This is a genomic window from Mesorhizobium sp. M0894, assembly GCF_040319725.1.
Classification (GTDB): Bacteria; Pseudomonadota; Alphaproteobacteria; order Rhizobiales; family Rhizobiaceae; genus Mesorhizobium.
Genome location: NZ_JAMYOG010000005.1, coordinates 263,855 through 288,830 on the forward strand (window position 1 = coordinate 263,855; position 24,976 = coordinate 288,830).

At 59.8% G+C, this 24,976-nt stretch carries 24 protein-coding genes and 4 pseudogenes; 12 read left to right on the plus strand and 16 right to left on the minus strand.

The window, feature by feature from the left end:
• Window positions 1-73: 73 nt before the first annotated feature.
• The gene (locus tag NKH91_RS12700; RefSeq protein ID WP_352884957.1) at window positions 74-349 is read right to left on the minus strand and encodes a hypothetical protein; all 276 of its coding nucleotides are present in this window, start codon (window positions 347-349) and stop codon (window positions 74-76) included.
• An 825-nt stretch (window positions 350-1,174) separates the two neighbouring features.
• Between NKH91_RS12700 and NKH91_RS12705 the strand changes: the two genes are divergently transcribed.
• Together NKH91_RS12705 and NKH91_RS12710 are read left to right on the plus strand one after the other, a co-directional pair.
• Window positions 1,175-1,999: a 5'-3' exonuclease gene (locus tag NKH91_RS12705; protein ID WP_352483876.1), complete on the plus strand. Its 825-nt coding sequence runs from the start codon at window positions 1,175-1,177 to the stop codon at window positions 1,997-1,999.
• A gap of 346 nt (window positions 2,000-2,345) precedes the next feature.
• Window positions 2,346-2,702, plus strand: a complete 357-nt coding sequence (locus NKH91_RS12710; RefSeq protein ID WP_023717087.1) for a hypothetical protein — start codon at window positions 2,346-2,348, stop codon at window positions 2,700-2,702.
• An 89-nt stretch (window positions 2,703-2,791) separates the two neighbouring features.
• Here the strand turns inward: NKH91_RS12710 and NKH91_RS12715 are convergent, their stop codons facing one another.
• From NKH91_RS12715 to NKH91_RS12725, 4 genes and pseudogenes are all read right to left on the minus strand, one after another.
• Complete coding sequence (locus tag NKH91_RS12715) at window positions 2,792-3,394, minus strand: PTS sugar transporter subunit IIA (RefSeq protein ID WP_352884958.1); 603 nt, start codon at window positions 3,392-3,394, stop codon at window positions 2,792-2,794.
• A 176-nt stretch (window positions 3,395-3,570) separates the two neighbouring features.
• Complete coding sequence (locus tag NKH91_RS32365; RefSeq protein WP_353041502.1) at window positions 3,571-3,855, minus strand: DUF982 domain-containing protein; 285 nt, start codon at window positions 3,853-3,855, stop codon at window positions 3,571-3,573.
• A gap of 150 nt (window positions 3,856-4,005) precedes the next feature.
• Window positions 4,006-4,172: pseudogene (locus tag NKH91_RS32370) on the minus strand (PIN domain-containing protein); the annotation flags it as partial.
• A 1,588-nt stretch (window positions 4,173-5,760) separates the two neighbouring features.
• Window positions 5,761-6,687, minus strand: coding sequence for an NAD(P)/FAD-dependent oxidoreductase (locus NKH91_RS12725; protein WP_352589202.1), 927 nt, complete (start codon window positions 6,685-6,687; stop codon window positions 5,761-5,763).
• Between the two features lie 784 nt (window positions 6,688-7,471).
• On the opposite strand from NKH91_RS12725, the gene NKH91_RS12730 reads away from it, so the two are divergent.
• From NKH91_RS12730 to NKH91_RS12745, 4 genes and pseudogenes are all read left to right on the plus strand, one after another.
• Window positions 7,472-7,996 (plus strand): YciE/YciF ferroxidase family protein, encoded by a 525-nt coding sequence (locus NKH91_RS12730; protein ID WP_352494317.1) that lies wholly within the window; start codon window positions 7,472-7,474, stop codon window positions 7,994-7,996.
• A 187-nt stretch (window positions 7,997-8,183) separates the two neighbouring features.
• Window positions 8,184-8,297, plus strand: a pseudogene (locus NKH91_RS12735) (septum site-determining protein MinD); the annotation flags it as partial.
• The gene (locus NKH91_RS12740; RefSeq protein WP_023717093.1) at window positions 8,294-8,566 is read left to right on the plus strand and encodes a cell division topological specificity factor MinE; all 273 of its coding nucleotides are present in this window, start codon (window positions 8,294-8,296) and stop codon (window positions 8,564-8,566) included. The pseudogene NKH91_RS12735 and the gene NKH91_RS12740, both read left to right, overlap by 4 nt.
• A complete protein-coding gene (locus tag NKH91_RS12745) occupies window positions 8,563-9,729 on the plus strand; it encodes a beta-glucosidase (protein ID WP_023717094.1) in 1,167 nt (388 codons plus the stop codon). The genes NKH91_RS12740 and NKH91_RS12745 overlap by 4 nt, the downstream gene beginning before the upstream one ends.
• A gap of 49 nt (window positions 9,730-9,778) precedes the next feature.
• Here the strand turns inward: NKH91_RS12745 and NKH91_RS12750 are convergent, their stop codons facing one another.
• The 3 genes from NKH91_RS12750 to NKH91_RS12760 all read right to left on the minus strand — a co-directional run bounded on the left by NKH91_RS12750 (window position 9,779) and on the right by NKH91_RS12760 (window position 12,445).
• On the minus strand, window positions 9,779-9,868 hold the full coding sequence (locus tag NKH91_RS12750) for a hypothetical protein (RefSeq protein WP_352494395.1): 90 nt from the start codon (window positions 9,866-9,868) through the stop codon (window positions 9,779-9,781).
• Window positions 9,869-10,127: 259 nt separating this feature from the next.
• Window positions 10,128-11,270: a UDP-galactopyranose mutase gene (gene glf / locus NKH91_RS12755; protein ID WP_352589208.1), complete on the minus strand. Its 1,143-nt coding sequence runs from the start codon at window positions 11,268-11,270 to the stop codon at window positions 10,128-10,130.
• A 2-nt stretch (window positions 11,271-11,272) separates the two neighbouring features.
• The gene (locus NKH91_RS12760) at window positions 11,273-12,445 is read right to left on the minus strand and encodes a glycosyltransferase family protein (protein ID WP_023717097.1); all 1,173 of its coding nucleotides are present in this window, start codon (window positions 12,443-12,445) and stop codon (window positions 11,273-11,275) included.
• Window positions 12,446-12,865: 420 nt separating this feature from the next.
• On the opposite strand from NKH91_RS12760, the gene NKH91_RS12765 reads away from it, so the two are divergent.
• Window positions 12,866-13,789, plus strand: a complete 924-nt coding sequence (locus NKH91_RS12765) for a glycoside hydrolase family protein (protein ID WP_023717098.1) — start codon at window positions 12,866-12,868, stop codon at window positions 13,787-13,789.
• A gap of 429 nt (window positions 13,790-14,218) precedes the next feature.
• On the opposite strand, the gene NKH91_RS12770 is transcribed toward NKH91_RS12765, so the two are convergent.
• Both NKH91_RS12770 and NKH91_RS12775 read right to left on the minus strand, forming a co-directional pair.
• Window positions 14,219-15,145 carry an ArsR/SmtB family transcription factor gene (locus NKH91_RS12770; protein WP_352589216.1) on the minus strand — a complete coding sequence of 309 codons (927 nt, stop codon included), beginning with the start codon at window positions 15,143-15,145 and terminating at the stop codon, window positions 14,219-14,221.
• 273 nt (window positions 15,146-15,418) lie between these two features.
• Window positions 15,419-16,318, minus strand: a complete 900-nt coding sequence (locus NKH91_RS12775; protein ID WP_352589219.1) for an alpha/beta fold hydrolase — start codon at window positions 16,316-16,318, stop codon at window positions 15,419-15,421.
• Window positions 16,319-16,351: 33 nt separating this feature from the next.
• Here NKH91_RS12775 and NKH91_RS12780 point away from each other — a divergent pair, with 33 nt between their 5' ends.
• The gene (locus NKH91_RS12780; RefSeq protein WP_352494311.1) at window positions 16,352-17,434 is read left to right on the plus strand and encodes a sensor histidine kinase; all 1,083 of its coding nucleotides are present in this window, start codon (window positions 16,352-16,354) and stop codon (window positions 17,432-17,434) included.
• A 186-nt stretch (window positions 17,435-17,620) separates the two neighbouring features.
• Here NKH91_RS12780 and NKH91_RS12785 read toward each other — a convergent pair whose 3' ends face one another.
• Together NKH91_RS12785 and NKH91_RS12790 are read right to left on the minus strand one after the other, a co-directional pair.
• Window positions 17,621-17,971: a hypothetical protein gene (locus tag NKH91_RS12785; protein WP_352885117.1), complete on the minus strand. Its 351-nt coding sequence runs from the start codon at window positions 17,969-17,971 to the stop codon at window positions 17,621-17,623.
• 16 nt (window positions 17,972-17,987) lie between these two features.
• Entirely contained in the window at window positions 17,988-18,572 is a 585-nt protein-coding gene (locus NKH91_RS12790) for a PHB depolymerase family esterase (protein ID WP_502895954.1), read from the minus strand.
• A gap of 647 nt (window positions 18,573-19,219) precedes the next feature.
• Here NKH91_RS12790 and NKH91_RS12795 point away from each other — a divergent pair.
• Window positions 19,220-19,573: a hypothetical protein gene (locus NKH91_RS12795; RefSeq protein WP_245278762.1), complete on the plus strand. Its 354-nt coding sequence runs from the start codon at window positions 19,220-19,222 to the stop codon at window positions 19,571-19,573.
• A 187-nt stretch (window positions 19,574-19,760) separates the two neighbouring features.
• Here NKH91_RS12795 and NKH91_RS12800 read toward each other — a convergent pair whose 3' ends face one another.
• Both NKH91_RS12800 and NKH91_RS12805 read right to left on the minus strand, forming a co-directional pair.
• Window positions 19,761-20,213: a YidB family protein gene (locus NKH91_RS12800; RefSeq protein WP_352885119.1), complete on the minus strand. Its 453-nt coding sequence runs from the start codon at window positions 20,211-20,213 to the stop codon at window positions 19,761-19,763.
• Window positions 20,214-20,555: 342 nt separating this feature from the next.
• Window positions 20,556-21,425, minus strand: coding sequence for an MBL fold metallo-hydrolase (locus NKH91_RS12805; RefSeq protein WP_023722561.1), 870 nt, complete (start codon window positions 21,423-21,425; stop codon window positions 20,556-20,558).
• A gap of 847 nt (window positions 21,426-22,272) precedes the next feature.
• On the opposite strand from NKH91_RS12805, the gene NKH91_RS12810 reads away from it, so the two are divergent.
• From NKH91_RS12810 to NKH91_RS32375, 3 genes and pseudogenes are all read left to right on the plus strand, one after another.
• Window positions 22,273-22,527, plus strand: coding sequence for a DUF982 domain-containing protein (locus NKH91_RS12810; protein ID WP_352484679.1), 255 nt, complete (start codon window positions 22,273-22,275; stop codon window positions 22,525-22,527).
• A 617-nt stretch (window positions 22,528-23,144) separates the two neighbouring features.
• Window positions 23,145-23,798: pseudogene (locus NKH91_RS12815) on the plus strand (IS110 family RNA-guided transposase); the annotation flags it as partial.
• A gap of 35 nt (window positions 23,799-23,833) precedes the next feature.
• A pseudogene (locus NKH91_RS32375) lies at window positions 23,834-24,026 on the plus strand (spore coat protein U domain-containing protein); the annotation flags it as partial.
• A gap of 95 nt (window positions 24,027-24,121) precedes the next feature.
• On the opposite strand, the gene NKH91_RS12825 reads toward NKH91_RS32375, so the two are convergent.
• Both NKH91_RS12825 and NKH91_RS12830 read right to left on the minus strand, forming a co-directional pair.
• Window positions 24,122-24,319, minus strand: coding sequence for an RNase H family protein (locus NKH91_RS12825; RefSeq protein WP_084643096.1), 198 nt, complete (start codon window positions 24,317-24,319; stop codon window positions 24,122-24,124).
• A 99-nt stretch (window positions 24,320-24,418) separates the two neighbouring features.
• Complete coding sequence (locus tag NKH91_RS12830; RefSeq protein ID WP_352885124.1) at window positions 24,419-24,898, minus strand: DUF2231 domain-containing protein; 480 nt, start codon at window positions 24,896-24,898, stop codon at window positions 24,419-24,421.
• Between the last annotated feature and the right edge of the window lie 78 nt (window positions 24,899-24,976).

A 24,976-nucleotide genomic window follows, 5' to 3' on the forward strand; every position in this document is an offset into this window, starting at 1 on the left:
CGACGAGCCCGACACCATACCGCAGGCGATCGACGCGACGGCGCCAAGGGCCGTACCTGACTCTATGTTCCCTTCACGATTCTCGGTTTAGTCGGTCGGCGGGGTTGAGCCGCGCCCTCGATGGCCAAGCCAGCCGCTTCTCGTCTTCGATGGCGCGATCGACTGCCTCAATTTCCTCTTGAAGCACCTTCATCTCGGCTCCGTAGCTGGAGCCGTCGCTGTCCCCGATCTGAAAGCCACTTGCCCGCATTGCGTCGCGAGTATGGTGCACGTTACGGACTCCTTCGCGTCGAGTCGCGACCAGGATTTCCCTGAACTCACCAAGACGTTCAACGTGACTGCGAGCCATTGCGTCCTCCTATTTCATCGTCATCGTCGCCGACGGCGATTCAGAACGGCTAAAACTTACTGCGCAGAAGGTTTAAGTGACTTTAAGAGATACTCTCGACAAAGCATGAGTGCGGAAGCTCAAATTTGAAATTTGAACGTCTTGCAATAGCGTGAAGCGCGGCAGACGGAAATTGGCTTGGGACCCGACCGATCACAGACCAGGTGCTAGAGGCTGCGCCTGTGCCACCTCCGAAGCTGCGCAATTTACCGACATCGGGTTTTGTGTCGAAGTGCGTCAACGAGGTGAGTCCTAACAACTGCAAAATGTTTGAAGGTTTCAAGAGGCGGGGTGCGCCTCGCCGGCCGTCACAGGAATGAGAACCCCAAACCGGGGGCATGCATTCCATATCATCGTCATGACGGAACTGCCGCCGCAGATCGGAGCGTCTGAACGTCGTCATTTCCATTCTGTCGTCAGGAGCAGTGTGTTCGGGCCAACCCACCCGTCCGGGCTTCCCCACATCGCAAGCTGGTCGCAATATCGGCCCAGGCTGCCTCCTGCGCGGCCGGCGCTAGTCGCGACAGCATCGCCAAGTCGTTTTTCGCTGCGTTTGGAAGAAGGGATACTCTCGCGAACCAAATGGCCGCCTGGCGCAAAAGCGAGGCGGCGGGGCGAGAAATATCGCCTGCCCTTGAAGGTAAGCTGTTGCTAAGTGCCGGTGAGAGGCATGGCTTGCGGTGGGCGTACGGGCACGGCCGAGCGCACCTACTTGAAGGTTTGGAGAAGGCCAACTGTCGGTCTAGCTTTGCAGACGGGGCCGGATGCTGTTTCTCGAGGATTGCGATGATCGTACATTTAGTAGACGGCACATACGAACTGTTTCGCCACTTCTACGGCCAACGCCGGTTCAACAACGGCCAAGACAAGCCGTTTGGCGCCGTCGTCGGCGTGCTGAACACAGTGCTGGAGATGAGCGAGAATGGCGCCACACACATTGGGGTGGCTACCGATCATGTAGTAGAATCGTTCAGAAATCAGCTCTGGCCGGGCTACAAGACCGGGGATGGCATCGAGCCGGCATTGCTCGCGCAGTTTCACCCCCTCGAGAAAGCCTTGGCGGCGATGGGAGTGGCGGTCTGGCCGATGATCGAGCTGGAAGCCGACGACGCGCTGGCCTCCGCGGCGCACAGCGCGGCTGCCGATGGGCGCGTGCAGAAGGTGTGCATCTGGACGCCGGACAAGGATCTCGCGCAGTGTGTGCGCGGTGACCATGTGGTCCAGGTAGACCGCAGGACCCAGAAAATTCGCGATGCCGCGGGTGTACGCGAGAAGTTCGGAGTTGAGCCGGCCCTCATTCCAGATTTCCTCGCGCTCGTCGGTGATGCCGCCGATGGCTATCCGGGTCTCGAAGGCATCGGCCTGGTCTCGGCCGCCCGGCTGCTTGGCCGCTACGGCCCTCTTGAAAGCTTTCCGCCTGAAGCCCTCGGCAAGCGTAGAGAGCTCGCGCTTTTATTCAAAAATCTCGCGACGCTTCGCACGGACGCTCGGCTGTTCGATGACGTCGAAGAGCTGCGCTGGCGCGGCCCGACCAAAGCGTTCGAGACGTGCGTGATCCAGCTAACTGACACCCGGCTCCTCGCACGTGCTCTCAACGCTCGCCGAAACTGACTTCGGGAGGCGAGATCTGGAAGCGGCCTTTAAAAGGCCAGCGTCGATTCCCGATCGCACAGGGGCACTGTGCACGCGGGAACAGTCTGGAATAAGACACAGGCAAATGTGCCGGCTGGGGGCAGGCGCTCACACAGCATCTGAGTTGTGGGTGGCGTTCAATGGCATACTAGCGTCCACCTGGGACCTTCAGGAGACTGGAGCTGCCAGCCATTGCAGGAGGAGCAGCCGCGGGATCGGAAACGTTTTGTCAGCAGAAAATAGGGTCATGTTGCAAAGCATCTCTCCGAACGCTGCGCCGGTGCTATGGTGTGCCCGCACTCATCAGACGGCAAGGATATGAGGCATGCCCGCAGTCACCCGCCGTACACTTCTTGCGTTCACCGCCGTTGCGTCTGTCATTGAACCGACGTTTGCTGAAGGCGAAGGTATCTCGCGCGAACTGCAGGCGCTGATCGCAAGGCATGAAACCGCCTATGCCGCGCTCCACAGGGTTGTTCATCGAGCGGGCAGCAACTGGCACGACCGCAAGACGGCAGACCGAATTGAAGAGCAAGCCTTGCTGGCCATCTGTTCCTATCCTGCGACCAGCCGAGGCGACCGCCGGGTCAAGGCCGAGTACCTGTTGACTGTTGAGGCACGAGGCGAACTCGACTTGAAAGAGCACATGCAGGCCATCCTACGCTCAACGATGCGGGGCTGATCGATCGCAGTACCCGCGGGGACCAGACCGCGCGTTGCCGGAGCGCGGCGCGGCCTCGGAGTAATGACGACGCAGACATTCTGTTTGGGTTACCGCGCAGAAAAGGAACCCGAAGATGCGTCAATCCCCCGCGAAGACCGCCTCATCGGCTGGTAGCGAGCCCCCGCCGACGCGGCAAGTATGCAAATTTGGTGAAATTCTCGGAAGCGGCTCAGTTTCGAGAATCGCCAAGGCCTCATCGGATGACTGTGCCTGTCGGAGTCGCTCCCGAACTTGAGATGTCCGAAGCACCCGGCATATTTGCGAAAGGCGGAAGTAGCAGAGCGCGGCCAGAGTACAGTGTAAATGAGATCGACTGGGTCGTCGTCGGGGCCGTCGAAATCGATAGGCTGGGCCAAGCGTGTCAAAGACGCGACAGGCGAAGAGATCATACCCAGTAGAGCGTGAGGGATCGCGACACCACGACCGATGCCCGTCGAGCCGAAATCCTCGCGGTCGAAGAGACTACGGAGAACCACCTGCTCGTCAAGCCCGGCTCTTCGCGCAATTCTGATCGCGATTTTTGTCAAGGCTGATTGCTTTCCTTTAGTCGCAAGGTCAAGCGAAATGTCTTCTTCTGACAAGATGGGGCAGACCGTCAGAGTAACCTCAATGTGGATCCCAAACGCGATCGCAAATGGGGTGCAGCGCACTGCTTGGCCAGCGCAGAATTCACCGTCGGATAAGTGGCTGTCCCGGACGCGAAGCCAGGGCCTTCTCGCGTCCGGGCTAATAGCCCGTTTTGAGGCGTTTCGGCTCTCGCGGGAGAAGGCAGTATTTCGGGCTTCAGGTGGGGTGGCTCTTCAGTGTTAGCGAGGCCGGCATGACCTCACATCAGGTCTTCAACCATCCGCGCACATTTCCCCAGACCTGTGCTGGTCCCTCTTGTTCTAAGGAGTCCCTGTTCAGCCGCGGCCGCCTTGAAGGCCTCGAACGCAGCTTGCTGGCTGCAATGCCCGGCGAGCGATTCCTCGACCATTCGGATCGCCTTGAGCCGCCCCGGCTTTCCCATTCTAGGCCATGGCTGCTGAAGCACCTTCATTGCGTCGGCTATGGACGCGACCACCGTCAGGTTGCGATTGAGGCAAATTGTAATTGGACTGAAGGCCCGCATTCTTGTCGCTCCCCACGATTGAACGCGGCTAAACGCGAAGACAAGGGCAGTGGTTGCATGAATGTGGATCACGGCGAATTCAAAGAACCGCTGGCCGATGCGATTGAGGCTGAGCAGGCTCTCCTTGGGCCCGGCTCTTTGCCTCGCCGGACCATCCTTCTCGTCGAACAACAGGACCCGACCGGCAAAAAGCATCTGCGCACCGTCCGACGCCGCGAACCATTTTTCGAGTTCGTCACGCCGCTTGCCCGACAGCTTCTCAAGTACACCGCGACGAATTCGGCGACTGTGAGGGAGGAGATGAAAAGGTTATGGTCGTTTCGTTCGGCTGTCCTTTAGAGCAGGGGCTCCGAGTCGGTTTGTATCGAGCAGATGTCGCATCAGATCTTGACCTGGAGATCGGCTCCGGCAGCCGGGATCGGCGCAGCGCGGCAACGATGCCATGTTCCTTCGGCGGCTCACCGACGATGGTCTGGCTGACGGCCCCGCGAAGGCGCGAAGCATCGGGGCCTTCTTCTGCCAGTCGGGCGAGCCAACTTTCTTTGGCTGGGAGGGCGGCGCACTGCTTCGGCTCCGAACTGTTGACACATGCACCAAGCTGACAGACCGGAAGCGGCGGCGTGCCCTGACGTCATGGAGACTAGCCCCGCTCCCGAAGCCCGCAGATTGTGATCTCGTTGGCTATGCAGAGCATCCAGCCGTCGTTTCCGAGCGGGCGTTCGTGTTTGGGAAGTGCATCTCGCACGCGCTCGCTAGACGACCACCGGCGGCTATAAATACCTCTCGGCGGTGGGCCGTACTGAGCCGGCGGCGGAGTTTCAGCTTTCGGCCCAACAGCGCTCTGCCGGCCTTGATGCACTCACCACCCTCCAGCTCGCGTGTTGGTGGCCGGAAAATCGCCACTACAACCGCCATCGACTCAAAGTCGAAAGCTACACGCCTGAGGCGCTGTCATTGGCTGAGATCCGGAATAGTCGGTCAGTCTGATAGTCTTGATTGTTGCCGCCGTGCGCCGGAGCAGGGCAGCACGCTCCGCCATCGTTCATTGACGGGCTTCGTTGGCCGGGTGTAGCAGCTCGGATACGAACAGGTCTACGACCGGAATTCCAGTTCCCCCAACTCCTCCTACGTTACATTAGCAGTTGCGGAACCTTCTGCGCATTCGTCGGTTGGAATCTCGTACTCCACCGACCCCTAGCAATTGTGTTCCGCTGTTGGGTCACTTAGCCGCCGGTTCCGGCCGGCGGGCTTTTTGTTGTCGTGGTGGAACACCCGTTTGCGACGATGGTTCGGTTAACTAGGCGGGGAGCGCGGCTGAGAAAAGAGACAAGTGAGAGAGAACCGAACATCGATGCTGTACGAGCACTGATCGAGGTTGAGCGCGCAGCACGAGATGCAAAGACCGCTCGGATCGGGGAGTGCGCTTGGAGGCTGCAAGGGGGCACCCCTGTGCAACCGACACCGAAGAGGAGCCGGAACGGCAAGCACGCGTGGTCGAACCGAAGCGCTGCGTGCGCTACACGACGCAGATCGATAGGGAACGGATGGTCATTTTCGTCCTGGCGAAATCGCCGCTCGAGTTCCGCGCGGCAAGTCGATCTCGTCCGTCATCATCTCCAACATGACGAGGTCGTCAATGTTGGAATGGCCGCCTTGCCGCCACACCCCTTCGGCCAGTGACTGCAGAAAAGCCATGACGCCGGCGAACGGCTAGCCAGCTCGGCCTTGTCGGGTCGAATTCCTGCTTGGGGAACGGTCTGCCGGAATTGTTCGCGCGAGGCAGCAGGATCGGAAAGAGACACATATGGCAGCAGCCCAATGGTTTGTGATTGTCGGTATCTTAACGTCAGCGCCGGGCACGCCGTTCGCGTAGGACTGTCACTACGCGGTGTTTTCAGCCTGCAATCAGTGCTCCCCTTCGCCCTTCGCAAGATAGTTATGCATGTCACTTGCCGCGACCGCTGCGTGCCCGAACGCGACGGCAAGCTGGTTGATCTCGTCGACGACATCTCCAGCTGCATAGAGTCCCGGCACGGCGGTGCGCTGGTGCGAATCCACGACAAGATTGCCGGCTCGGTCACATTCTGCACCAAGGTCGGTCGCTAGCCTCGAGCGGATGATCGACCCCATCGCAGGGTAGATGGTGTCAAACGAGAGCGTCCTGCCGTCGACGAGTTCGACAACTGCCCGACGGCCCTCAGCTGAAATTGCGTCTCGGGCGCATGCGCCGAACTCGATTCCAGCCCTTTTTAGCCTAAGAACGTCATCCGGGCTGGGCTGGGCTGCATCAGCAATCAGCAAAGTTACGTCTCGAGTGAAGGTCCGCATGAACAGCGCCTTTTTCATTGCGTGTTCGGCCGGTCCGATGACGGCCACCCGTTTGTCAATGACCTCATAGCCGTCGCAGATAGGGCACAATCGCAAGGCTCCGGCTTTAATCATGTCGGCGGTGCCCGGAACGTCGGGGAGGCTGTCGACGACACCAGTGGCAATAAGCAGTGAGCGGGCATGAATGGGAGATGAAGCCTGCGCTAAAAATCCATTCTCCGCGATGCGAATGCCCACGACCGTATCGCACACCCAATCTGCGCCGTGCCGGGTGGCCTGCAGTTTGAGGCGGTGAAGCAGGTCAGGGCCGGTGATTCCGCGCGGGAAGCCCGGGCAGTTGCGCGTCAAGGGAATCCAGTTTGCCCGGCTTTGACCTGCATCGACGACAACTACCCGACGCCGAAAACGTCCAAGGTAGGTCGCGGCCACGAGGCCTGCTGGCCCGCCGCCCACAACCAGGGAGTCAAACATCCGATCGCGGCGCGCTTTGTCTCTGTCGACCATTCAGAAATCCTGACACCGCAAAACCGCACCGTGAGTGCACCGTGGACCACGTTGAAAGGAAACGCCGAACCGCCAATTTGGTTACCAAGTATTGGTTGCTGGGGCATAGCTGCATGCTTCCCACGTTGCGTTCGACCCGGCGCTCAGGAGTATGCTGGCACGAGCCTGGCTCGCGCAATGGCAACGCCATGGTGAAATGCAGGCCCTCGGGATTGTCCCTCGGGGTTGTAGTGTAATTCGATCTTTGCATTGCAATGCACGGCAACTACCTTTCCCAGCAATGTCGTTCCAAAGCCTCGCCGCTTCAGTGGCTCCACGGCGGGGCCGTTTCGCTCCTGCCGGTCGAGGTAAACAACCTGCTCAGCCGCGGAACCGCGGATCCACCATCGCACCTTGAGGCGGCCTTGAGAGCGCCGCGTGAGAGTAGCAGCAAGCGATGGTGGACTTCCCGACACCTGAGAGGGCCGATCAAGAGCGAGCTTGTGCCCCGATCGAGGCGGCCGCCGATCAGAGTGTCCACGGAATTTCCGCTTAAGGCCGGCGAGCCGTGTTCGGCTTTAGGGTGCTCGGCGGCTACCAGCCGCGCAAAGACGGTAACGACGTCCGGCTGGATGACGAAGTCGTGGTAGCCGCCGCGTATTTATGCCCCACGCATCTTGATGACCTGCAAGCGACGCCGCTCGCCACCATGAGTCGGCGTCAGTGGGGCCATCGTGAAGGAACAACAAGGCACTGGCCTCGTTAGAGCCGTACATCCATCGATAGCTTTCAACAGGAGATGAGAATGGCGACGACGCGAAGATCACAGGGCAGTTCCAAGGGCTTGGAAGACCTTTTCTACGATGGTCTGAAGGACATCTACTACGTCGAACGGAAGATTCTGACCGCCTTAAAGAAAATGGCAAAGGGCGCAGAGTCCGAAGAGCTGAAGGCCGCGTTCGAAAAGCATCGAGACGAGACAGAAGGTCAAATCGAGCGCCTGCAGCAGGTTTTCGACGCGTTTGGCAAGAGGGCTCAGGGTAAGACGTGCCCAGCGATCGATGGCATGATCGAGGAGGGGCAGGAGATTTTGGAAGAATTCGGAGACGCTCCAGCATTGGACGCAGGGCTCGTGGCTGCAGCCCAGGCGGTCGAGCATTATGAAATCGCGCGCTACGGCACTCTTGTGACGTGGGCGGGCTTGCTCGGCCTACGAGACGCAGTCCCACTTCTGGAACAGACTCTCGAAGAAGAAAAAGCCACCGATGAGGCGCTCACCCAACTCGGCGAAACTGGCGTCAACGAACGGGCAATGCAGCAGGCCGCGTGAGGTCGCGCATTGCTGGGGTGGCCAATCCGAAATTTGCATCTTCGTGAGCAGCGCAATGGGCGAATTCGGATTTGGCCATTTCCTCTGTCGCTTGCCCGTCGAGCACACGTGTTTTGGCTCTAACCGCATTGTACTACTACGCGCACCAATGTGGGCGCGCCGGTTATGCAAAAACACCAACCCCGCCGCACGCGCCTGTATCGACGCAGCAAGAAGACTCGAGGGCGAGGACCTGCCGGTCATTCTGCCTTTCGAGCGGAGGGGCCTCCTCGACCGGCTGTTGGGAAGGAGGGCAGCATGAACCTGCTCGATATATTCAAGCGCCGCGGCAGCGCGTCCGTGGCGCGCGAGCGCTTGCAACTGCTGTTGGCTTACGAGCGCCGCAACCGCAACCAGCCCGATCTCGTCTCCGTGTTGCGCGAGGAAATCATGGCTGTGAACGCCAGGCAAGGCCAACACCTCGACGTGACGGCAGCCTCATCGAAATCGAAGAGGCGACCGAACCTGGCAAAGGGCGGTCGCCGAACGCAAGTACTTGCGCCATCCCTGGCCGACAGGATGCCGGTATGAACGAGGAACCGGCTCGTCGGCCCGCGGCAGATCCTTCTGGCATCGAGAGCTTTTTCATGGCTGGTTTCGAGTGTTCCTCGCATCGACGTGCCGACGGGGTGCGCCTTGATCTGATCCGTGCGACCTCACATGACACCCATGCATCCGGCGACTATCGCCACTGTGCCGAGCTTGGGCTTCGCACGATCCGCGACGGCTTGCGCTGGCACTTGATCGAAACAGCGCCGGGAGTCTTTGACTGGTCGAGCTGGATGTTGGTGATCGAAGCAGCCCAGGCGGCCGGGGTGCAGGTCATCTGGGATATCTTCCACTATGGTTCGCCAGACCACGTCGACCAAGGTGGCCCCGGCTTTGTCGAGGCCTATGTCCGTTTCGCCGCGGAAGCTGTTCGGGTTCATCGCTTAGCCACCGGAGTGGCTCCCCTGGTGTGTCCGATCAACGAAATTTCTTTCTTTGCGTGGGCGGTGGAGGTCGGCTATTTCCCGCGCGCCGGGCAGAATAAGCGCGGATGGTTCAAACGCCACCTTGTCAGGGCAGCGATCGCCGGGATCAGAGCAATGCGGGAGGCCGAACCCAGTTGCAGGTTCATCTGGGCTGAACCGCTCATCCATATTGCTCCTCGTGACCGCAGTCGCGCCGAGCGGCGGCGCGCCGAAAATGCTCGTCAGGGCCAGTTCGAGGCTTACGACATGCTGGTCGGGCGCGCTGAGCCGGAGTTGGGTGGCAGCGAGGACCTTGTCGACGTCATAGGCCTCAACTTCTATCCGCACAACCAATGGTACTTGAATGGGCCAACGATACCGATGGGACACCACGAATACCGGGCGCTTTCGGAAATGCTGGTCGAGGTCGACGAGCGCTACAAGAAGCCGATGATTATTGCCGAGACCGGCGCCGAGGGGTCGGGACGGCCGGCTTGGCTCCATTATGTTTGCGACGAAGTGCGCGATGCGATGAGCCTCGGCGCACCTATTCAGGGCATATGCCTGTACCCGGTGACGGCCTACCCCGGTTGGGACAATTCGCGCCACGCCGAAGTAGGCTTGTTCTCCACCATTCATGCGAACGGCTCGCGCACTCTTCACAAGCCGCTTGCCGACGAGTTGGAGCGCCAACGCCGATTGTTCGAGGCCTTCGACAACGAGCCAGCAGGCGCGGTATAGCCCCGCCGATAGTGCGCCGCGCTTTAACTGCATCGGCAACGCGGTAAGCCTAAATCTGTCCACCGAGAAAGATCCTGGGGTCCTTGGCCGCAGCGATGATCGCCTCGCGTGCGACTCTTGGCGACTTTTCACCGCGCATGACGGCAAGGCACGCCTCGATTGTTGCGAGTCTCGACGCTTGCAAGCCGGCTCCGGCCAATCCTTCAGCAGAACCTCGGCCGCGTCCGTTACCGAGACAACAACCCTGTCGCGATCGATCCGGCCGGTTGAACGACTATCGGCTTTGTGAAACGTCTCGTACGCACGACCCCTCCAACGGCATATTAGCTTCGGCTGATCTTTGCGCCATCTCAAATGTTAATGGTCACCGCGAATGCAGCTTAATCCCGGCGCATCGTTCACTCCGCCGCCTCGCGCTGCCTCGGCATCTGCCCGATGCCGTTTACCGGCATGCTCTTTTGAAGGCGCGCGAACGTCGCCAAAGCCTGCCCGACGACCTGATCCATATTGTAATAGCGATATGTCGCCAGACGTCCGACGAACCAGACCTGTGGGCACGCCGCTGCCAACGCTTCGTAGCTCTTGTACAACGCCTCGTTTTCGGGCCGCGGCACCGGGTAATAGGGATCTCCGATGTCCGAGGGGTATTCGTAGGTCAGGCTGGTCTTCGGACTCTTCTGTCCGGTCAGATGCTTGTACTCGGTGATGCGGGTGTAGTTTTCCGTCTGCGGATAGTTGACGACGGCGACCGGCTGAAACTCCTCGCAATCAAGCGTCGTGTGCTCAAAGCGCAGCGAACGGTAGGGCAAGCGACCAAGCTTCCAGTCGAAATACTCGTCGATCGGACCGGTATAGATCATCCGCTGGAAGGGGATCTTGTCGCGAATTTCGCGGTAGTCGGTCTGCAGCATGATCTTGATCTTGGGATTATCCAGCATGCGCTGGAACATGCGCGTATACCCGCCTGCCGGCATTTTCTGGAAAGTGTCGCCAAAGTAGCGATCATCCCGATCGGTCCGGGTTGGGACTCGCGCCGTCACCGACTTGCTCAGCTGGGAAGGGTCAACACCCCACTGCTTCCTCGTGTAGCCGCGGAAGAATTTCTCGTAGAGCTCCCTGCCCACGGTGCTCACGACGACGTCTTCGGCTGTGCGGACTTCTTCCACCGTCTCTCGCCGGGAAGCGAAGAACTCCTGCAGCTGCTCGGATGTCAGCTTAAGGCCGTAAAGGCGATTTATGGTGTCTAGGTTGATCGGTATCGGCAGCAGCTTTCCGTCGACCAGCGACAGCACGCGGTGTTCGTAAGACCGCCATTCGGTGAACTGCGACAGGTAGTCGACGATCGATTGGGCGTTGGTGTGGAATATGTGCGGCCCATAGCGGTGGATCAGGATCCCTGCCTCGTCATAACAGTCATACGCATTGCCGCCGATGTGATTTCGTCTGTCGACGATCAGGACGCTTTCTTGTCGCTGCGATGCGATGCGTTCCGCCAGCACGCTGCCGGCGAAGCCGGCGCCGACGATCAGCCAGTCGAACATGCTCACGCTCCCCTCAGCAACGGCACGACGCTCTTCATCGCGTGGGCGCGCTGGATGTGGGCCGCCATCGCATTCCAGGTCTTCTCCCAGGACATATCGGCGAGGTAGGCGTCGGCTTTCTCCACCAGGAAATCGCGAGGACGCGCCAGGATGGATCGAAGCTTGGCTTCGACATCCTCGGCGTCGACAATGTCGACAAGGCCTTCGGCGCCGTAGGTGCGCACGACGTCGACGATCGCTGTCGAAACCACCGGCAGTCCTGCCGCCAGGAATTCAGGAGTCTTTGTCGGACTGATGTAGCGTGTCGCCTCGTTGAGCTTGAAAGGCATCCAGCCGGCACTCCAATGCCGGAGGTAGCGTGGCAGGTCGGCATAGGACTTGCCGCCCAGCCAATGCAGGTTGCTTGCCGTGGGCAGCCTCGCCGGATCGATCTTGACCACAGGGCCGAGCATGACGAATTGCACGTCCGGCATTGCTGCAGCCGTCTCCGCTACCAATTCGACGTCGAGCCGCTCGTCAATGACCCCGAAATACCCCACTCTCGGGTGAGGTATGTTGGCCTGGTCGAGTGGGTCCTCACCCGGCTCTCTCGCCTGATGGAAATGTGCAACGTCGATGCTGCTTGGAAAAGCAAAGATCGAACGATGCAGGCTTCGCTTGGCCTCGTAAAGGCTCTGCCCGCCCGTGAAGACGACATCGGCACGTTGCAACAGCGCCTTTTCCAACTGCGTCAACTCTGCGGGAGCGTCTTTGAACGCGGAGAGTTCATCCATGCAGTCGTAGACGCAGACGTCACAGGCGAGATGATCGCTGAAGCGTAGCGCCATGGGCGTGTAATACCAGGTCGTCAATCGGTCATGCGGCGTGGAGGCGAGGATCTGATCGACGAACCTGCGCTGGATCGCGTTCGCCCTGGTCGCGGAAGTACCAACTGGGATCAGCGGCGTCACAATTCTGATCGTAGGTGAAACATCGTTCACCCGCGTCGAAGCGTGGCGCCTTTCGTCGAAGATCGGCTCCTCGAAATAAATTAGCTGCTGCTGTTTTGAGGCGAGGGTCAGAATCTGTTGCGGTCTTTGGAATACAAAATTCCATCGGAGGTGGGAAAAGCAAAGTAAAATTGACGACTGTACGGTGGTGTTTGGTTTTAGGGAGGTGCCCACCGCCATTTCCATATAGAAATCCTTCGTTACAATTAGAAATTGCCTCGGCTAACATACGTTAATCGAGGCAGCTTCGAATGAAATTCCCAGCCATCTATATAACTTTCATCCCAGTAAGTTGTTCCATAGTTCCAAACTGTCTCGGGCGAGGCCAGCGGTCCGCTCCATTCCGGCCATGGCTCAACAGAGAAGGTCAAGCCGAACGACCCTGCATCCGGCTGACATGATGGCCGCTCCAGAAGCTGAAGCCCCGCGCCGTGCGTGACCTCACCCAAAATGTGGCGCATTGCCACAGAACGGTTGAAATCGTTCAATCGTTCAACAACCGTTCATGGGCGGAGTTATAAATGAGGGCTGCGAATCGATTCGGCTGAGTCACGCAGACGGTCCAAATGAAAGGGGTCCGCGAAACAATCGCGGGAATGCTTGCGAATGAAGATCGACTTTGAAACCAACGTCTTTCCACTGTTTCACCCGCAGGCGGTGGATGATCTGAAGGACCCTTGTCCGGTGTTCGATGGCACGCTCTGGCACGTCTTCGGCTCCAGCGGCACCGTCACAACCGAGAGCTGGAAAATCCTCCACGCCACAGCGCCGGATCTTTATGGACCCTGGACAGAGCACGAGGCGATCGTTTTGCCGGTAACCGGATCGGGCATTGCGGCGCCCGGCGTCATTCATGAGTGCGGCGTCTTCCATATGTTCATCCAGACCGAATTCATGAAGTCCGGCGGACGTTGCGAGCACGCGGTCTCCAATGACGGCTTTCATTGGGTGGTGCTCAATCCGGCGATATTGTCGCTGCCCGACACCGATGAGGACGGCATCTACGATCCCCATCCGGCAATCGTCGACGGCAAGCGCTACATCGTCTATTCAGGCATGCCCAAATTCACCAGGGTGCCCCAGCCTGATGTCTATCTGGCGCGCAGCCAATCCGATTCCTGGTTCGGGCCATGGAAACGTCTCGGCAAAATACTCGATCATCTCGACGTGCCGCATCACAATGCGCGCGAACACCCGGATTACGAATGGGGGATCGAAGGCGCGCAGCTCGTCGAGCTCCCGGACGGTCGTGTGCTTCTTAACGCCACCTGCTTCCTCCCCGAAGGTCCGCGCGGCAGCCGGCAGCGCGTCTTCTTCGCCATCGCCGATGACGTCAAGGGTCCCTACGTTTCCGTTGGCCCCGTTCTCGACCCTGGTGAGCCCGGCGAGAATGGCCATTCGACCGTAATGATCGAAGGCCGGCAATTGACTTTGTTCTACCAGAGCAGACGCGAGACGACGAACCACCGCTGGCGATATGGCTTGGCCAAGTGCGACTTGGATCGGCACATACTTTCCAGAGTAGCCTAGAGAACGTGATCCAATCGTAGCCGCTGGGCTACCCACCTCGTCCAGGTCGCATTGCCGACGGACGCCGACAAAACCCAAGAAAGGCACAGATTAAGCTTGCTCATCACAATGGTGCTGCCAGTCGCCGTTTCGGATCAATGGTCGTCAAGCGATAACGGATGGGCTAGATGTCCCAGGCGGATGACGTAGGCAGTCGGCGAAGCCTGCGACGAGGCAGGTTGAGAGTATAAAATGGATCAAGGTAAGCTGGTCGTCAGATAATACATTTAAATTCTCTCTTCGAACTCCTCGGTGAGACCAGTCGTGCCAATCGGTTTCTCAGCGCCGGTGACAAGATAGCCGTAAGTCTGACCATTGGATGCGAGTTGGCTAGATGAAAGGAAGCAGCTGAAATTGGGTTCACTATTTTTCAAACCGGGATCGATGATATCAACCGGTTTTGATCCTGAGCAGGATGTCCTGATCGTAATTTCCAAAGCCCTTGCCGAAAATGTTGATCCCGCCAGGGCGCTTGGCGTCGTCCTTGACGCCGATACGGACGCGGATTGAATGATGGCTCTTCAGATCGAGTGCGGCGAGGCCGGTTTCGGAAATCCTGAGGCCGTCGACATAGGTGCCGTCATTGGCAATTCGCCAGTTCTTGAGCTTGCCGTATTGCGAACCCTTGAGTTTCCACCAGGACGGCGTGAAGACGCCGCGTTTGTCACCGAAATCCCCCGGCGACGTCCAGGTGCCGACATCGACGCCATTGATCGTCAGCGTGATGTCCGAGGGCCAATCGGCGCTGGTGCCCGGCACTTCCGAAGACAGCTCTATCGCCACTTCGAGCTCGGTGATCTCGGCATTGGCGAGCTTGGCATTATTGGGAAACTGGTATTCGACAAAACCGCGGGTGAACCACAACAGCCCGGCTTTCATACGATCCGGATCGAGGAAAGTGTTGGGAACATCGAGCAGACCGATGATGCCGTCCGGCGAACAAAGGCCGCAGGGCGCGGTAACCTCGAAGCCGGTGTAAAGCCCGATCGGCATCGACACTTCGATCGCGTCGTTCTTGACCGCACGATATTCGCCCTTGAACACTACGAGCACTTCTTCGGCCGTCGGATAACAGATTTTCTGACTGCCCTTCTTCGCTTTCAGGTGCTCGGTGCGGATCAGCCCCGCATCCTCCAGCACCTGGATGTTGGTCGAGACGGTCGACTGCGGCAGCGACAGCACGGCGGCGATTTCGTTGACATTCATCGGCCCCTTCTCATGCAGCAGTTTCAGCATCGAGATACGCGCCGAGGAGGCAAGCCCCTTGAGCACGGCAATGCCTTCCTCAGGTTCAATCACCAGAAAATTACGACCCATGAATTTGCCAGTCTATACTTGTGGAAGAAGCTATCGCCTCGCTAATTCGTGTTCTGTAAGCTTGCGTTGGTGGGCGGGACCGTTGCAACGGCGTCGAAGGAAACGCCGAGCCGGCAATTTGGTTACATGCAAGCGGCTCCACGTTCGGTACGCATTTGAAGCCACACCGCAACAAGGATGTTTGGCTCAGGTCTAAATTGTTTGCCGCGCAGCTCGGCAAGGCACCCATCGATTGCAGCAAGCCGCGAGTCGCACCGGTAGCGTTGCGGGGGGCTAGTCATGGGTGCGCCGCAATGCTTCATCGTTCGCTCCCGCCGTGGCGACCACTGTATGGATCATGGCAAGGACGGCTTGGGACGCGCTGTGGTGCACCATGTGACCGGAATTCTGCACGATATGAATCAGCGAACCTGGCACATCAGCATGAAGGCGGTGGGCCTGCCCCTTCGCATCGAGCAGGCGGTCACCATCGCCGGCTAGGATTCCGGCAGGCACCGATACCTCTTTATAGCTGGAGCGAAGCAGCGCCGACGGAACAAGTAAGCCCGATTCCGCTGAGGTGGACCGCAATTGCGAGGGACGGCTTGCAAGTTCCTTCATAGCCGAAGCGGAGACGGTCGACACTGCAGCCGGCCCAAATATCTTCGGCACTGCCAGCGGCCAAGTCAGCCTGACAAGGAGTGGCATAAATGTGTGACACAATGCGCTTCCAATGCGGCCGGGCTTTCGGCCCGCTTGTTGGTCTCGCGGATCGAAATGATGATCGAATACTGATTTGACGCGATGGTTGACCTCGCGCATCAGCATGCGAATACGATGCCCGGTTTCCCTCGGCGACGTGATGTCCCGGGCAATCTTCGATGATCTGCCTGGTTGCATTGCCCACAGGCGATTTCCGCTGTCGTGAACATACGATGTAGGCGAGTCGATATGGCTCGACCATCGCGTCAGCGCACGTCTGAAAAGGCCGGGGCAGGGCCGGGCCAAGATAGATAAGCTATCGTGATGCTCAGGTAGCTGGTTCAATTGGCCGGTGGTCATCTGCGTGATCGCATTCACGCTATCGTTCTCGGCCCGCATGAAGTCCAGCTGACTGGCGACTTGTTCCTCGAGGCCTATACGCGGCGCATGAAAATGCAGTGTCCAGCTTTGGCGATGGCGGGGGCGCTGCATTGTTGATATTGTACGCACGGAACAGGCGCGCAAATGACATCTGATTCAGAGAAGCCCGCGGCGGTCGAGCAGTTGCTTGATACACCTGAGCTTGCAACCGCACTGGAAAGCGAACAGTTCAAAAAATTCCTTGACCAGGTGCCGATCGCCATAGCCGTTTCCGACCTTGCCGCTGAGGAGCGTGTGGTCTACGCCAATCCCGAATTCGAGAAGCTCTCAGGCCTGATGGCCGCCAGGCTCACCCGGGAAAACTGGGCAGCCCTTTTGGGCAAAGGCCTCCACGAGCAGAAGGACCGGCCGCTTGCCGAGGCCGTGGTCGAGGGAACCGATTTAGTCGGCACCTACAGGCTGGAACGCAACGAGGATAAGCCGACGATCGTCGATGTTTATTCCAACGTGATCGAGGACGACAACGGCAAGATGTGCTTCCGGCTGGTGGCGCTGGTCGACGTATCGGCCCATGGCGAGGCGGGAGATGAGCGCTCGGTGGAGGAGCGTGTCAGCGAGAAAGACACGCTGCTACGCGAACTGCAGCACCGGGTAAAGAACAACCTGCAGATGATCACTGCACTGATCCGGCTGGAAAGCCGCAACGCAACCGAGGCCGACCGGAGACGGTTTGAGCGGCTCGCCGGTCGCGTCGACGCTCTGGCGATCCTCTACCAGACGCTAACGGCCGACGAGCCGAAGGAGGAGGTCGATCTTGGCGTCTATCTCAGCCAGATCGCGTCCGCGGTGATGAGTTCGCACGCAGTCGAGGGGATCCGCCTGGATATGAAGGTGGATACATATCCCGTGTCAATAAACGTCGCCATGCCGGCGGGACTGGTCGTGAACGAATTGCTGACCAATTCACTAAAGCATGCGTTCCGGGGACGCGACGGCGGCACGATAACGCTGCACAGCATCGTCAATGGCGACGGCTGCCGGGTTATAGTGGCGGACGACGGAATCGGCCTGCCGGAAGGCGAGACGTGGCCCAAGCCAGGCAAGCTCGGAGCGCTGATCGCGCGCTCGCTGACCGAGAACGCCAAGGCGCAGTTCGCAGTCGACTCTAGCGCTAGCAAAGGGACGAAGGTGACCATCATCTTCAAACGATCGGCGGCAGCAAGCTGAAAAATTGCCGTCGAACATACTGCACTGGGTTGCGTTCATATCGCGGCCTTGAACAGTGTGCTTGCAAATAGGCCCGAGGTCTTCGAGACGGCTTCCATCACGCGGTCCAAATTTCCCGGTCGAAGGGCCGCATTATTATTGGCGGGGAAGCAGGGACGACGTGTGGGGGCGGTGCGCTCGCTTGGGTTAGCGCATAAGGCCCGCTGTCCGAAGGGCGTGCTCGATGAGGTTCTTCACGCCCGGCTGGCCCGATGCGTTAGTACGCGGGGACTGGAGGGTGGCGGTTGACTCCGAGGACGCCGTCTTCGCCTTTTCCATAGCTGGTATCTCCAAACGGGATGGCACGTGCTGGCGAGCAGGCAACTCTGGCCTCGATGTCGTGGAGACACCCTTCTCCGTTACCAAGATGCCCCAGAACCGCGCGATCTGCTGAGTGGAAGAGATGCCGACATCAAGCATAAAGGGTCCCGGAGCGCCGAGGCCGTTGCCGAGCGGTGTACCGTGGCCCATCCCAGCGATCATGTTGACCTCGATCAAGACTTCTCCCGCGCCATCACGCCAAACTTGCTTTGCGTGCTGGCCGGCAGCCTAAAGATGCGTTAGCGCTTTTGCCCGATGGACCTCCCGCCAGTGGCTCGCGAGCGCTTCGGCGTTGGAAGGCGAAACCGTCTGGTCGGCGGTGCCGTGGCAAACTGAGATCTTCGGCCACGGTCCTCGATGATGCGACGCGCCGCGGAGTTCGTTGCAGATCCTGTTCCGACGGGCCGCCATGTCCACGCATTCTATCGAACGCGTCCGGTGTGTCGTTGCGCTGCCGTAGGGCAGGCCGGCAATATCGCACAGCCTTCCAAATACTTCCGGATATGTCGCCAGCATGGCCGCTGCCATTGCGCCTCCAGCCGAAAAGCCCGTGGTCGATACCGTGGGTGACGACCATCGTCTTGATCTGGCGGATCGAAAGCGCCTCGCCCGAACCGCGCTTGGCGTCGTCAGGCTGGAACCATTTGAAACAGAGGTTTGGATTGTTGCCGCGTTGCTGCTCGTGAAAGAGCAGGGCGAACCCGGTTTCGTCCGAAAGTCGCGACCATCCGGAGTGACGGTTGTACGCTGCCGCAGTCTGGGTGCAGCCATGCAGCATGACGACGAGCGGAGCGCCTTTGGGCAGTTCATCGGGAAGATAAAACGTGGCCCCCAACGCGCCGGGTTTGGTACCGAACTCGGCCAGCGTCTGCAGATGGTTCGACCCGCTACGTTTGGGAGTATGTGACGCATATCGCGCTTACAACGCGGCGATACTTGCGACGTATCGGATTTTTTTCGCAATCGAGCCGCCTCCGGTTGTGATGCCCGAATGGACCTCGATCCGCGCAACGCATACGCAGCAATATCGCTGCCGCATTGCACAATAGCAAGGTAGGTGGGGAGACAAAGTCCGGCCGAGCCCTGGAGCTGGGCTTGGAGGAAACCTGATGGTGGGCAGACCGCTTCCTTGTCGCGGTGCCGCTTGCCGCCCTGCGCTGCCGCTGCGATGGCGATGTATTCTGGGCGTAGCAGTTCAACAGACGCTTTGTCGGCCGACGCGCTTGCCGCAACCGCCCCGCCAAGACAAACCAAGTGATGGGCGGACGGTGGCGCACTCCGGAGGTCTACGGGAACATGACACGACAGTGACCGGCGAGCTTCGCAAGGCGTGCCTCCGTTGCCGTGCTTCACTTAACGCGGAGCACCCGACTTCTGCCCCATCTTCCGGCCGCCTTCTCAGATCGTGTGGGGCTGGAGATCTCGATGAACGGGATGCGGTCCATGACGGATACTCCCCGCTCCGATGCTACACCGAAACTCGATCCAGAACAGCTGCAGCTGCGGGCCTCGCCTCGCCGCGCTGTGCGCTTCAAGCGCAGCATTATTGTCGCCATTGCAGCTGTTGCTTCCGGCACCGTTCTAGGCGTCACCATGATGGCGCTGCAGGGACCGGCGCTGCGCATCAAAGAGCAGGCTGACGAGCTTTACAACACTGAGCGGAAGCCAACCACGGAGGCAATTGAAAGGCTGTCTAAGGACTATTCCGGGATCAAGCCCAAGCCCCCGATGCTTGGACCACCGCTGCCCCGCGACCTCGGCCGCCCCACTCGCTACTGACGGCGCGCTCGCGAGCGGCTTCGTAACCGCCGAGCTACACCACCTGATGGGACACGACCGACGAGCCTTCCCAAGGCCGGTAACTTGCGGCTGGCGGGCTGTCCAACTGGGTGCGTCCGAGCAATTGGATTCCCCGGTGTAGAGTACTGGATCTCGCCTTGGCCGGCTGCATTCCTGGCTGCGTCCCCTACGATACATTGTCGAGCAGGGTCGACTTATCCAAGCCTTGTGTCGGCTCAGGCGGCCATTCACCATTCGGCGTCATCTCGTTGACTGTCTCGGGTAGATCCCGCGCAATCCTTCTGATTAGCTCGTCGCGCGAAAGACCCGTGTGCATCAAAATGGACGTGAGTGTACCTTCGTCCATTGCCGCTTCGACGTCCCTTGGCTCGATCGGTTGGTTTGGCCCGCTGCCAACCCACGAGTCGACCTTCGATCCTGCCCCCACCTCCCTGAACCGGTCGAGGATCTCACCAAGGTCAGCCCTCGACACGCCATTCGTTATCTGAGCCAGAATTCTGCGTTGCGGGTCGTTTGGGTTAAGATACCCGGCTCCCGGAATCAATTCACAGAGCTTGTCGCGATTTTGGTATGCCAGAACGCCAAGCATGGCGATCGCCAATCTTGCCAGATTTGCCATTTGGTCTCCTCCACGGTTGAGCGAATCGAAGCCAAGTCTCGGCGGATGCCGACGCGTGTGGGCTCGAACAACTTCTTGCCGGTCGGCTCGCCGGCGGAGAGGGCGCGTCCTCGGGTACTCTTTTCCATCTGACGTCTTCTCCTGACGCAGAACTTCGGGGCGCTTGGCCGCTGTCGCCTGCGCCGATCGAACGCCCTAACCCGGCGCCTTCCGGGTTTGTTCCGCTTGTCAGAGTTTGTCGGCGACGGTAGGGGGCACGACCCGACGGGTAACTCTACCGGCTCGAGAAATAGAGTCTGCCCAACTTGACCATACTTCAGAACGACGGCGGCTCGGTTAGCCTCAGCTACCTTGGACTGCCGCCGGCTCGCGCACAAATTTCAATTTCGGCGGGACGGCGAACACCCTGAACCGCTCAGCCAGGCTGTCAAGAGCGTGACGCATGCCCACTCCCGCAGCAGCCGCACCGTGTCCACTGATGACCATCTGCGGGTTCAGGGCAGCCAGGTGCTTCACGGATCTTTCCGCCGCATCCCAGTCCGGCGTGAAGTAGCGCGGCGGACCGTGCATCTCAAGATCCTGAACGGCGACCTCATAGACTGACTCCTGACCGGTGGTGATGAAAGCGTCCCCTACGATCAGCGAACGGTCCTTCTCGCGCCAGAGCGAGATATGCCCAGGCGCGTGCCCGGGTGTGTGTAACCATAGCCATCCGGGCATTCCGGGGATCGATCCGTCGGCAGGTAAGAGTTCCAAACGGTTGCCAAGATCAATTGGCCCGCGTGGAAAAAGCGGCGACAGCAGCGCCATCAGTCCACCCCCGACCCAGGGATCGGGTGGCGGATAGGATGCGGTTCCGTCCAAATAGGAGTGCTCGAGTGGATGCGCGAAGACAGGCACGTCCCATTTATTTGCGAGGTCTAGAACCGTTCCCACATGGTCGAAATGGCCGTGGGTCAGGATGATCGCGGCCGGCCGTGCGTTCGTGCCAAACCGCCTTTCCGCGACCGCAAGAATGCTGCTGCGGGACGTCGGCAACCCGGTATCGATCAGCACCCAGTTCCGATCTCCGCTGCCCGGTGCGCCGAAGAACACGACATTGACGATTGCTAGCCGCAAATAGCCCAAGTCCGGTGCGATGCTCCAAGCGCCGTCGCCACGATCCTCGCGCCTGGCGTGGTCGATCTCGGAAAGTCGAATCTGAACGGTCATGTGATCCCGTGCCTCTCTTGTTGCTGAGCAGCCGCTCGAGTCGATCGGCGGTGGTACATCGCCCCGAACTTGGCACGGCCCCCCTTGTTCCTCATTCGCCCCCAGCTCCGGACGGTCCACCACAGGAACAAGGCTCGACCAATCGGTTCGGCATTACCCGGCCACGCAAGGACGAGCTGGACTGAGCAACGACGATGGCGCGCGCCCGATTGGATGCGGTATTTCGCCAACGCGGTTCCCGGTCCTAACAAGGCGGCCGAGTTCGAAGCCGACTGCTGAAAGGAGACTTCGAATGAGCGAAGTGGGGCGCAGGGACGAGCACCAGGTGGAGGCTCCGGTTCCGCAAGCTTCGCGCTTCGCCAGTTTTTTCATGGCAGGCTTTGAGTGCTCCTCGCACCGGCGCAAGGACGGGGTTCGCCTCGATCTTATTCGTGCGACCTCGCATAATTTGCATGCCCTGGGCGCCTACCGCGGCTGCGCCGAACTCGGCCTTCGCACCATCCGCGACGGACCGTGGCGACACCGTCTCGATCAAAGCGGCACTACGCGAAGCTCGGGAGACTGCGCCTTATTTGGTGCCCTCCGACGAAGAACTAACCGAGGCGATCGTCGAGGCAGCAACTGCCATGGGCCTCTGCGTGGCTTTCGACTGTCGCGAGTAGCTGTCAGCCAACTTCAGCCGCTGTGGCATCGCAACGGAAGCGCGCCGTCCTGCGCCATTTTCACCAGTCAGAGGTAATCCGCAATTACCTTCGCAACCTGCTAACTCTGCATGTAGAACGGGAACTGCCGGCTGAGCAAAGGTATTTGCTGGAGGAGCTTGATAAGGTCGACAAAGAGTGACCGCATGGCTCTCCACTGGTTCAACCCTCCGGTCCCCGTCAAGACCGAGCGTCCCGGGATCATCCACAACGTCAACAACGCCGAGACAGCCGGCGAGGAGCTGATGAAGTGGACCAAGCGTGGCCCCTGCTGGGACCTCGCGGTGCGCGTTTGCATGGCCGTGATTTTCGACGAGATGGAACCTGAGGAGGCCCGCAAGGCGTTCCTGGCTGCTGCAAAAGAGGAGGGGACATTACTCCCCCCAATGACAACTAGCTAAATTGGATGCGGTATAAGGTTCTAGGTGTCTCTGACCAAAACCGCCTTCGCGAAAGGAGCCCGCCGCCAGCAAGGGGAGGCGACGGACCCCCCTACAGCGGCTGCACATCCACGAAGAATCCCGCTGCAACCTCTAAACCTGCGAGGGCCTACATCGTTCCCTTAGCTGCGGCTAAAGCGGGGTTGGTCAGCGGGCTCTTGCCGCTCTAAGTTCCCCCTTATGGGTCCTCTCTGGTTCTCTCCACCGGTCTACGTGAAGACGAAACGTCCGGGCATTCGCAATGGGGTCAGCCACGTCGAGGGAGCCGCCGAGGAACTCATGGGTGGGACACAAAGGGCCCGAAGTGGACCAAGGTGGTCCAATCCTGCGTGGACGCGTTCGAGGACAGAGTCTTCCCCCAAGAGGTCGTCAGCCTTTGAGGCGGCTGCCAAGGAGGCCAACGTGTATCGTTTTTTGCCGACTCTGCTATGAAGGCAGGTGCGGTGGCGGACGGGAGACCGACCCCTCTTTGGGCCTTTGAGCCCGTGACAGAGCAAGGGTCTTCGTCCGCCGTTCCATCGAACCCGAACAGTCGCCTGGGCCGCAAGCGAAGCCCGATTAGGCAAGGATGGGACAAGATGGAAATCATTGTTGGCATCGACCTTTCCAAGGATCGGCTCGACGTGCATGTTTTGCCGTCCGGCGAGGCGTTCTCGGTGGAGAATGACCACGCCGGGGTGGAGGATCTGGTTCGGCGGCTGGCAGCCCTTTCGCCGGCCGTTGTCGGATTGGAGTCGACAGGCAGCTTCGAGAGACTGGCGGTCGCCGCCTTGGCAGGCGCCGGCCTGGCGATTGTTGTGGTCAATCCGGCGCAGGTGCGCGCCTATGCCAATGCACTCGGCAAGCGGGCCAAGACCGACCCGATCGATGCTGCCGTCATTGCCGCTTTCATCGCTGCGACCAAGCCGCAATTGCGGCCCTTGCGCGACGCCGAAACCGAGACCCTGGCCGAGCTCGTCGCCCGCCGGCGTCAGATCGTGCAGATGATTGTGGCGGAGGACAACCGTGCTCGCACGGTCATCGCGAAACAGGCGCAAAAGAGCATCCACCGGCTGCTCGTCGCGCTTCGGCGTGAGCTGGCGAGCCTCGATGGCGACATTGACGATCATATCCGCAAGTCCCCAGTCTGGCGGGTCAACGAAAAGCTGCTTTCCTCCGTGCCGGGTGTCGGTCCTGTCGTTGCCCGCAGCCTGATCGCCGAAATGCCGGAACTGGGCAGCCTCGACCGCCGGTTCACCCCCGCAGCCGCAACTGTCAAAGGGGCGGAACCGTGACTTACGGGCTCTACAAGGACATTGCCCGAACTCAGCCTTGGGGTGATGCGTCGATGGCTGGCAGCATGGTGACGGGAACTGGCACCGGACACCCCAGCCTTGACCGTTTATGGCCGGGTGCCTCCGCAGGCCATGCCGTCGGCCGGTGTTTACACCGACACTGTCGTCGTCACAGTCACTTACTGAGTGGGACACGATGCGGCCCGGGGAGCGATGTTTACTTGGGCAGCCTGGCTAAAGCAACAATGGACGCGAACGCCAATCCGACAGCAATGAGCATTTTATGAGAACCTAGCCGACCGAGCAGCTTCATTGGCTAACCGGTCGACCTCCTCGTTCAATGGATCGCCATTGTGGCCACGCACCCGTTCCCAGGTGATATCGCGGCCGGCAACGAGGGCTTCCAGTTCCTCCCACAGGCTACGGTTTAGAACTGGCTTGCGTTGAGCCTTGCGCCAGCCCTTGGCTCTGCAACTCAAAACTCATGGTGTCTCCCTGGTATTTGACGAATCCCAAAGACACGAAACAACGCCGGTGACCACGACGACGGCTCCCGGCAGGTCGGCCATTCGTCAACCCTATCGGGATAGTTCCGGGCGGGAGTTGACGTCCTCACCCTCTTCGGGATGGACGCCTACCCTGTGTTCGTAGACAAGCGTCCCGCCTTTCCAGCCGGTATAAAGGAGCAGCAGAACGACAATCGTCGACAGCGCCAGGCCCCAGGGCAAGGCGCCCTCGGCGGCACCGGCGCTTAGGCGCAGGATGAAGCTGGCCAGCGCCAGCACCACGGCCACGACGTTGCCGACCATATGGTGCCACGCGGCATTGATGGACCGCACCCTTGAATTTCCAAGAAAATCGGCAAAGCCGGCCAGCGCCGCGGCAGCGCTCATCAACAGGGCAAAGCCGAGCAGCCAGAAGGATGCTTCGGCCCAGAGGGTGGGTTTCGACGATGACGCCGCCGACGCCGTGGAAAAGGGCGGGCCGCTGGGCTTACAAGCCGATACGTCTTCCCGTCGGTCTGTCCTGGTGCGGGCAAAGGCCCGACGGCGGTACATTCAACGTTTCTAGATTGACGAGCGCACGCCCGCAAACGCCAAAAAGCCAGGCGCACCTTCGCGGCGGGATCTGGCCCG

Coding starts and splice junctions, on each gene's coding strand:
- NKH91_RS12710 (WP_023717087.1), top strand. CDS start 2,346: ATGCCCGCAGTCACCCGCCGTACACTTCTTGCGTTCACCGCCGTTGCG.
- NKH91_RS32365 (WP_353041502.1), bottom strand. CDS start 3,855: ATGCGGGCCTTCAGTCCAATTACAATTTGCCTCAATCGCAACCTGACG.
- NKH91_RS12745 (WP_023717094.1), top strand. CDS start 8,563: ATGAACGAGGAACCGGCTCGTCGGCCCGCGGCAGATCCTTCTGGCATC.
- NKH91_RS12795 (WP_245278762.1), top strand. CDS start 19,220: ATGAACGGGATGCGGTCCATGACGGATACTCCCCGCTCCGATGCTACA.
- NKH91_RS12760 (WP_023717097.1), bottom strand. CDS start 12,445: ATGGAAATGGCGGTGGGCACCTCCCTAAAACCAAACACCACCGTACAG.
- NKH91_RS12810 (WP_352484679.1), top strand. CDS start 22,273: ATGGCTCTCCACTGGTTCAACCCTCCGGTCCCCGTCAAGACCGAGCGT.
- NKH91_RS12765 (WP_023717098.1), top strand. CDS start 12,866: ATGAAGATCGACTTTGAAACCAACGTCTTTCCACTGTTTCACCCGCAG.
- NKH91_RS12700 (WP_352884957.1), bottom strand. CDS start 349: ATGGCTCGCAGTCACGTTGAACGTCTTGGTGAGTTCAGGGAAATCCTG.
- NKH91_RS12750 (WP_352494395.1), bottom strand. CDS start 9,868: ATGCGCGGTGAAAAGTCGCCAAGAGTCGCACGCGAGGCGATCATCGCT.
- NKH91_RS12830 (WP_352885124.1), bottom strand. CDS start 24,898: ATGTACCGCCGTCGGGCCTTTGCCCGCACCAGGACAGACCGACGGGAA.
- glf (WP_352589208.1), bottom strand. CDS start 11,270: ATGTTCGACTGGCTGATCGTCGGCGCCGGCTTCGCCGGCAGCGTGCTG.
- NKH91_RS12790 (WP_502895954.1), bottom strand. CDS start 18,572: ATGCTGCATGGCTGCACCCAGACTGCGGCAGCGTACAACCGTCACTCC.
- NKH91_RS12705 (WP_352483876.1), top strand. CDS start 1,175: ATGATCGTACATTTAGTAGACGGCACATACGAACTGTTTCGCCACTTC.
- NKH91_RS12780 (WP_352494311.1), top strand. CDS start 16,352: ATGACATCTGATTCAGAGAAGCCCGCGGCGGTCGAGCAGTTGCTTGAT.
- NKH91_RS12725 (WP_352589202.1), bottom strand. CDS start 6,687: ATGGTCGACAGAGACAAAGCGCGCCGCGATCGGATGTTTGACTCCCTG.
- NKH91_RS12800 (WP_352885119.1), bottom strand. CDS start 20,213: ATGGCAAATCTGGCAAGATTGGCGATCGCCATGCTTGGCGTTCTGGCA.
- NKH91_RS12730 (WP_352494317.1), top strand. CDS start 7,472: ATGGCGACGACGCGAAGATCACAGGGCAGTTCCAAGGGCTTGGAAGAC.
- NKH91_RS12770 (WP_352589216.1), bottom strand. CDS start 15,145: ATGGGTCGTAATTTTCTGGTGATTGAACCTGAGGAAGGCATTGCCGTG.
- NKH91_RS12775 (WP_352589219.1), bottom strand. CDS start 16,318: ATGCAGCGCCCCCGCCATCGCCAAAGCTGGACACTGCATTTTCATGCG.
- NKH91_RS12805 (WP_023722561.1), bottom strand. CDS start 21,425: ATGACCGTTCAGATTCGACTTTCCGAGATCGACCACGCCAGGCGCGAG.
- NKH91_RS12740 (WP_023717093.1), top strand. CDS start 8,294: ATGAACCTGCTCGATATATTCAAGCGCCGCGGCAGCGCGTCCGTGGCG.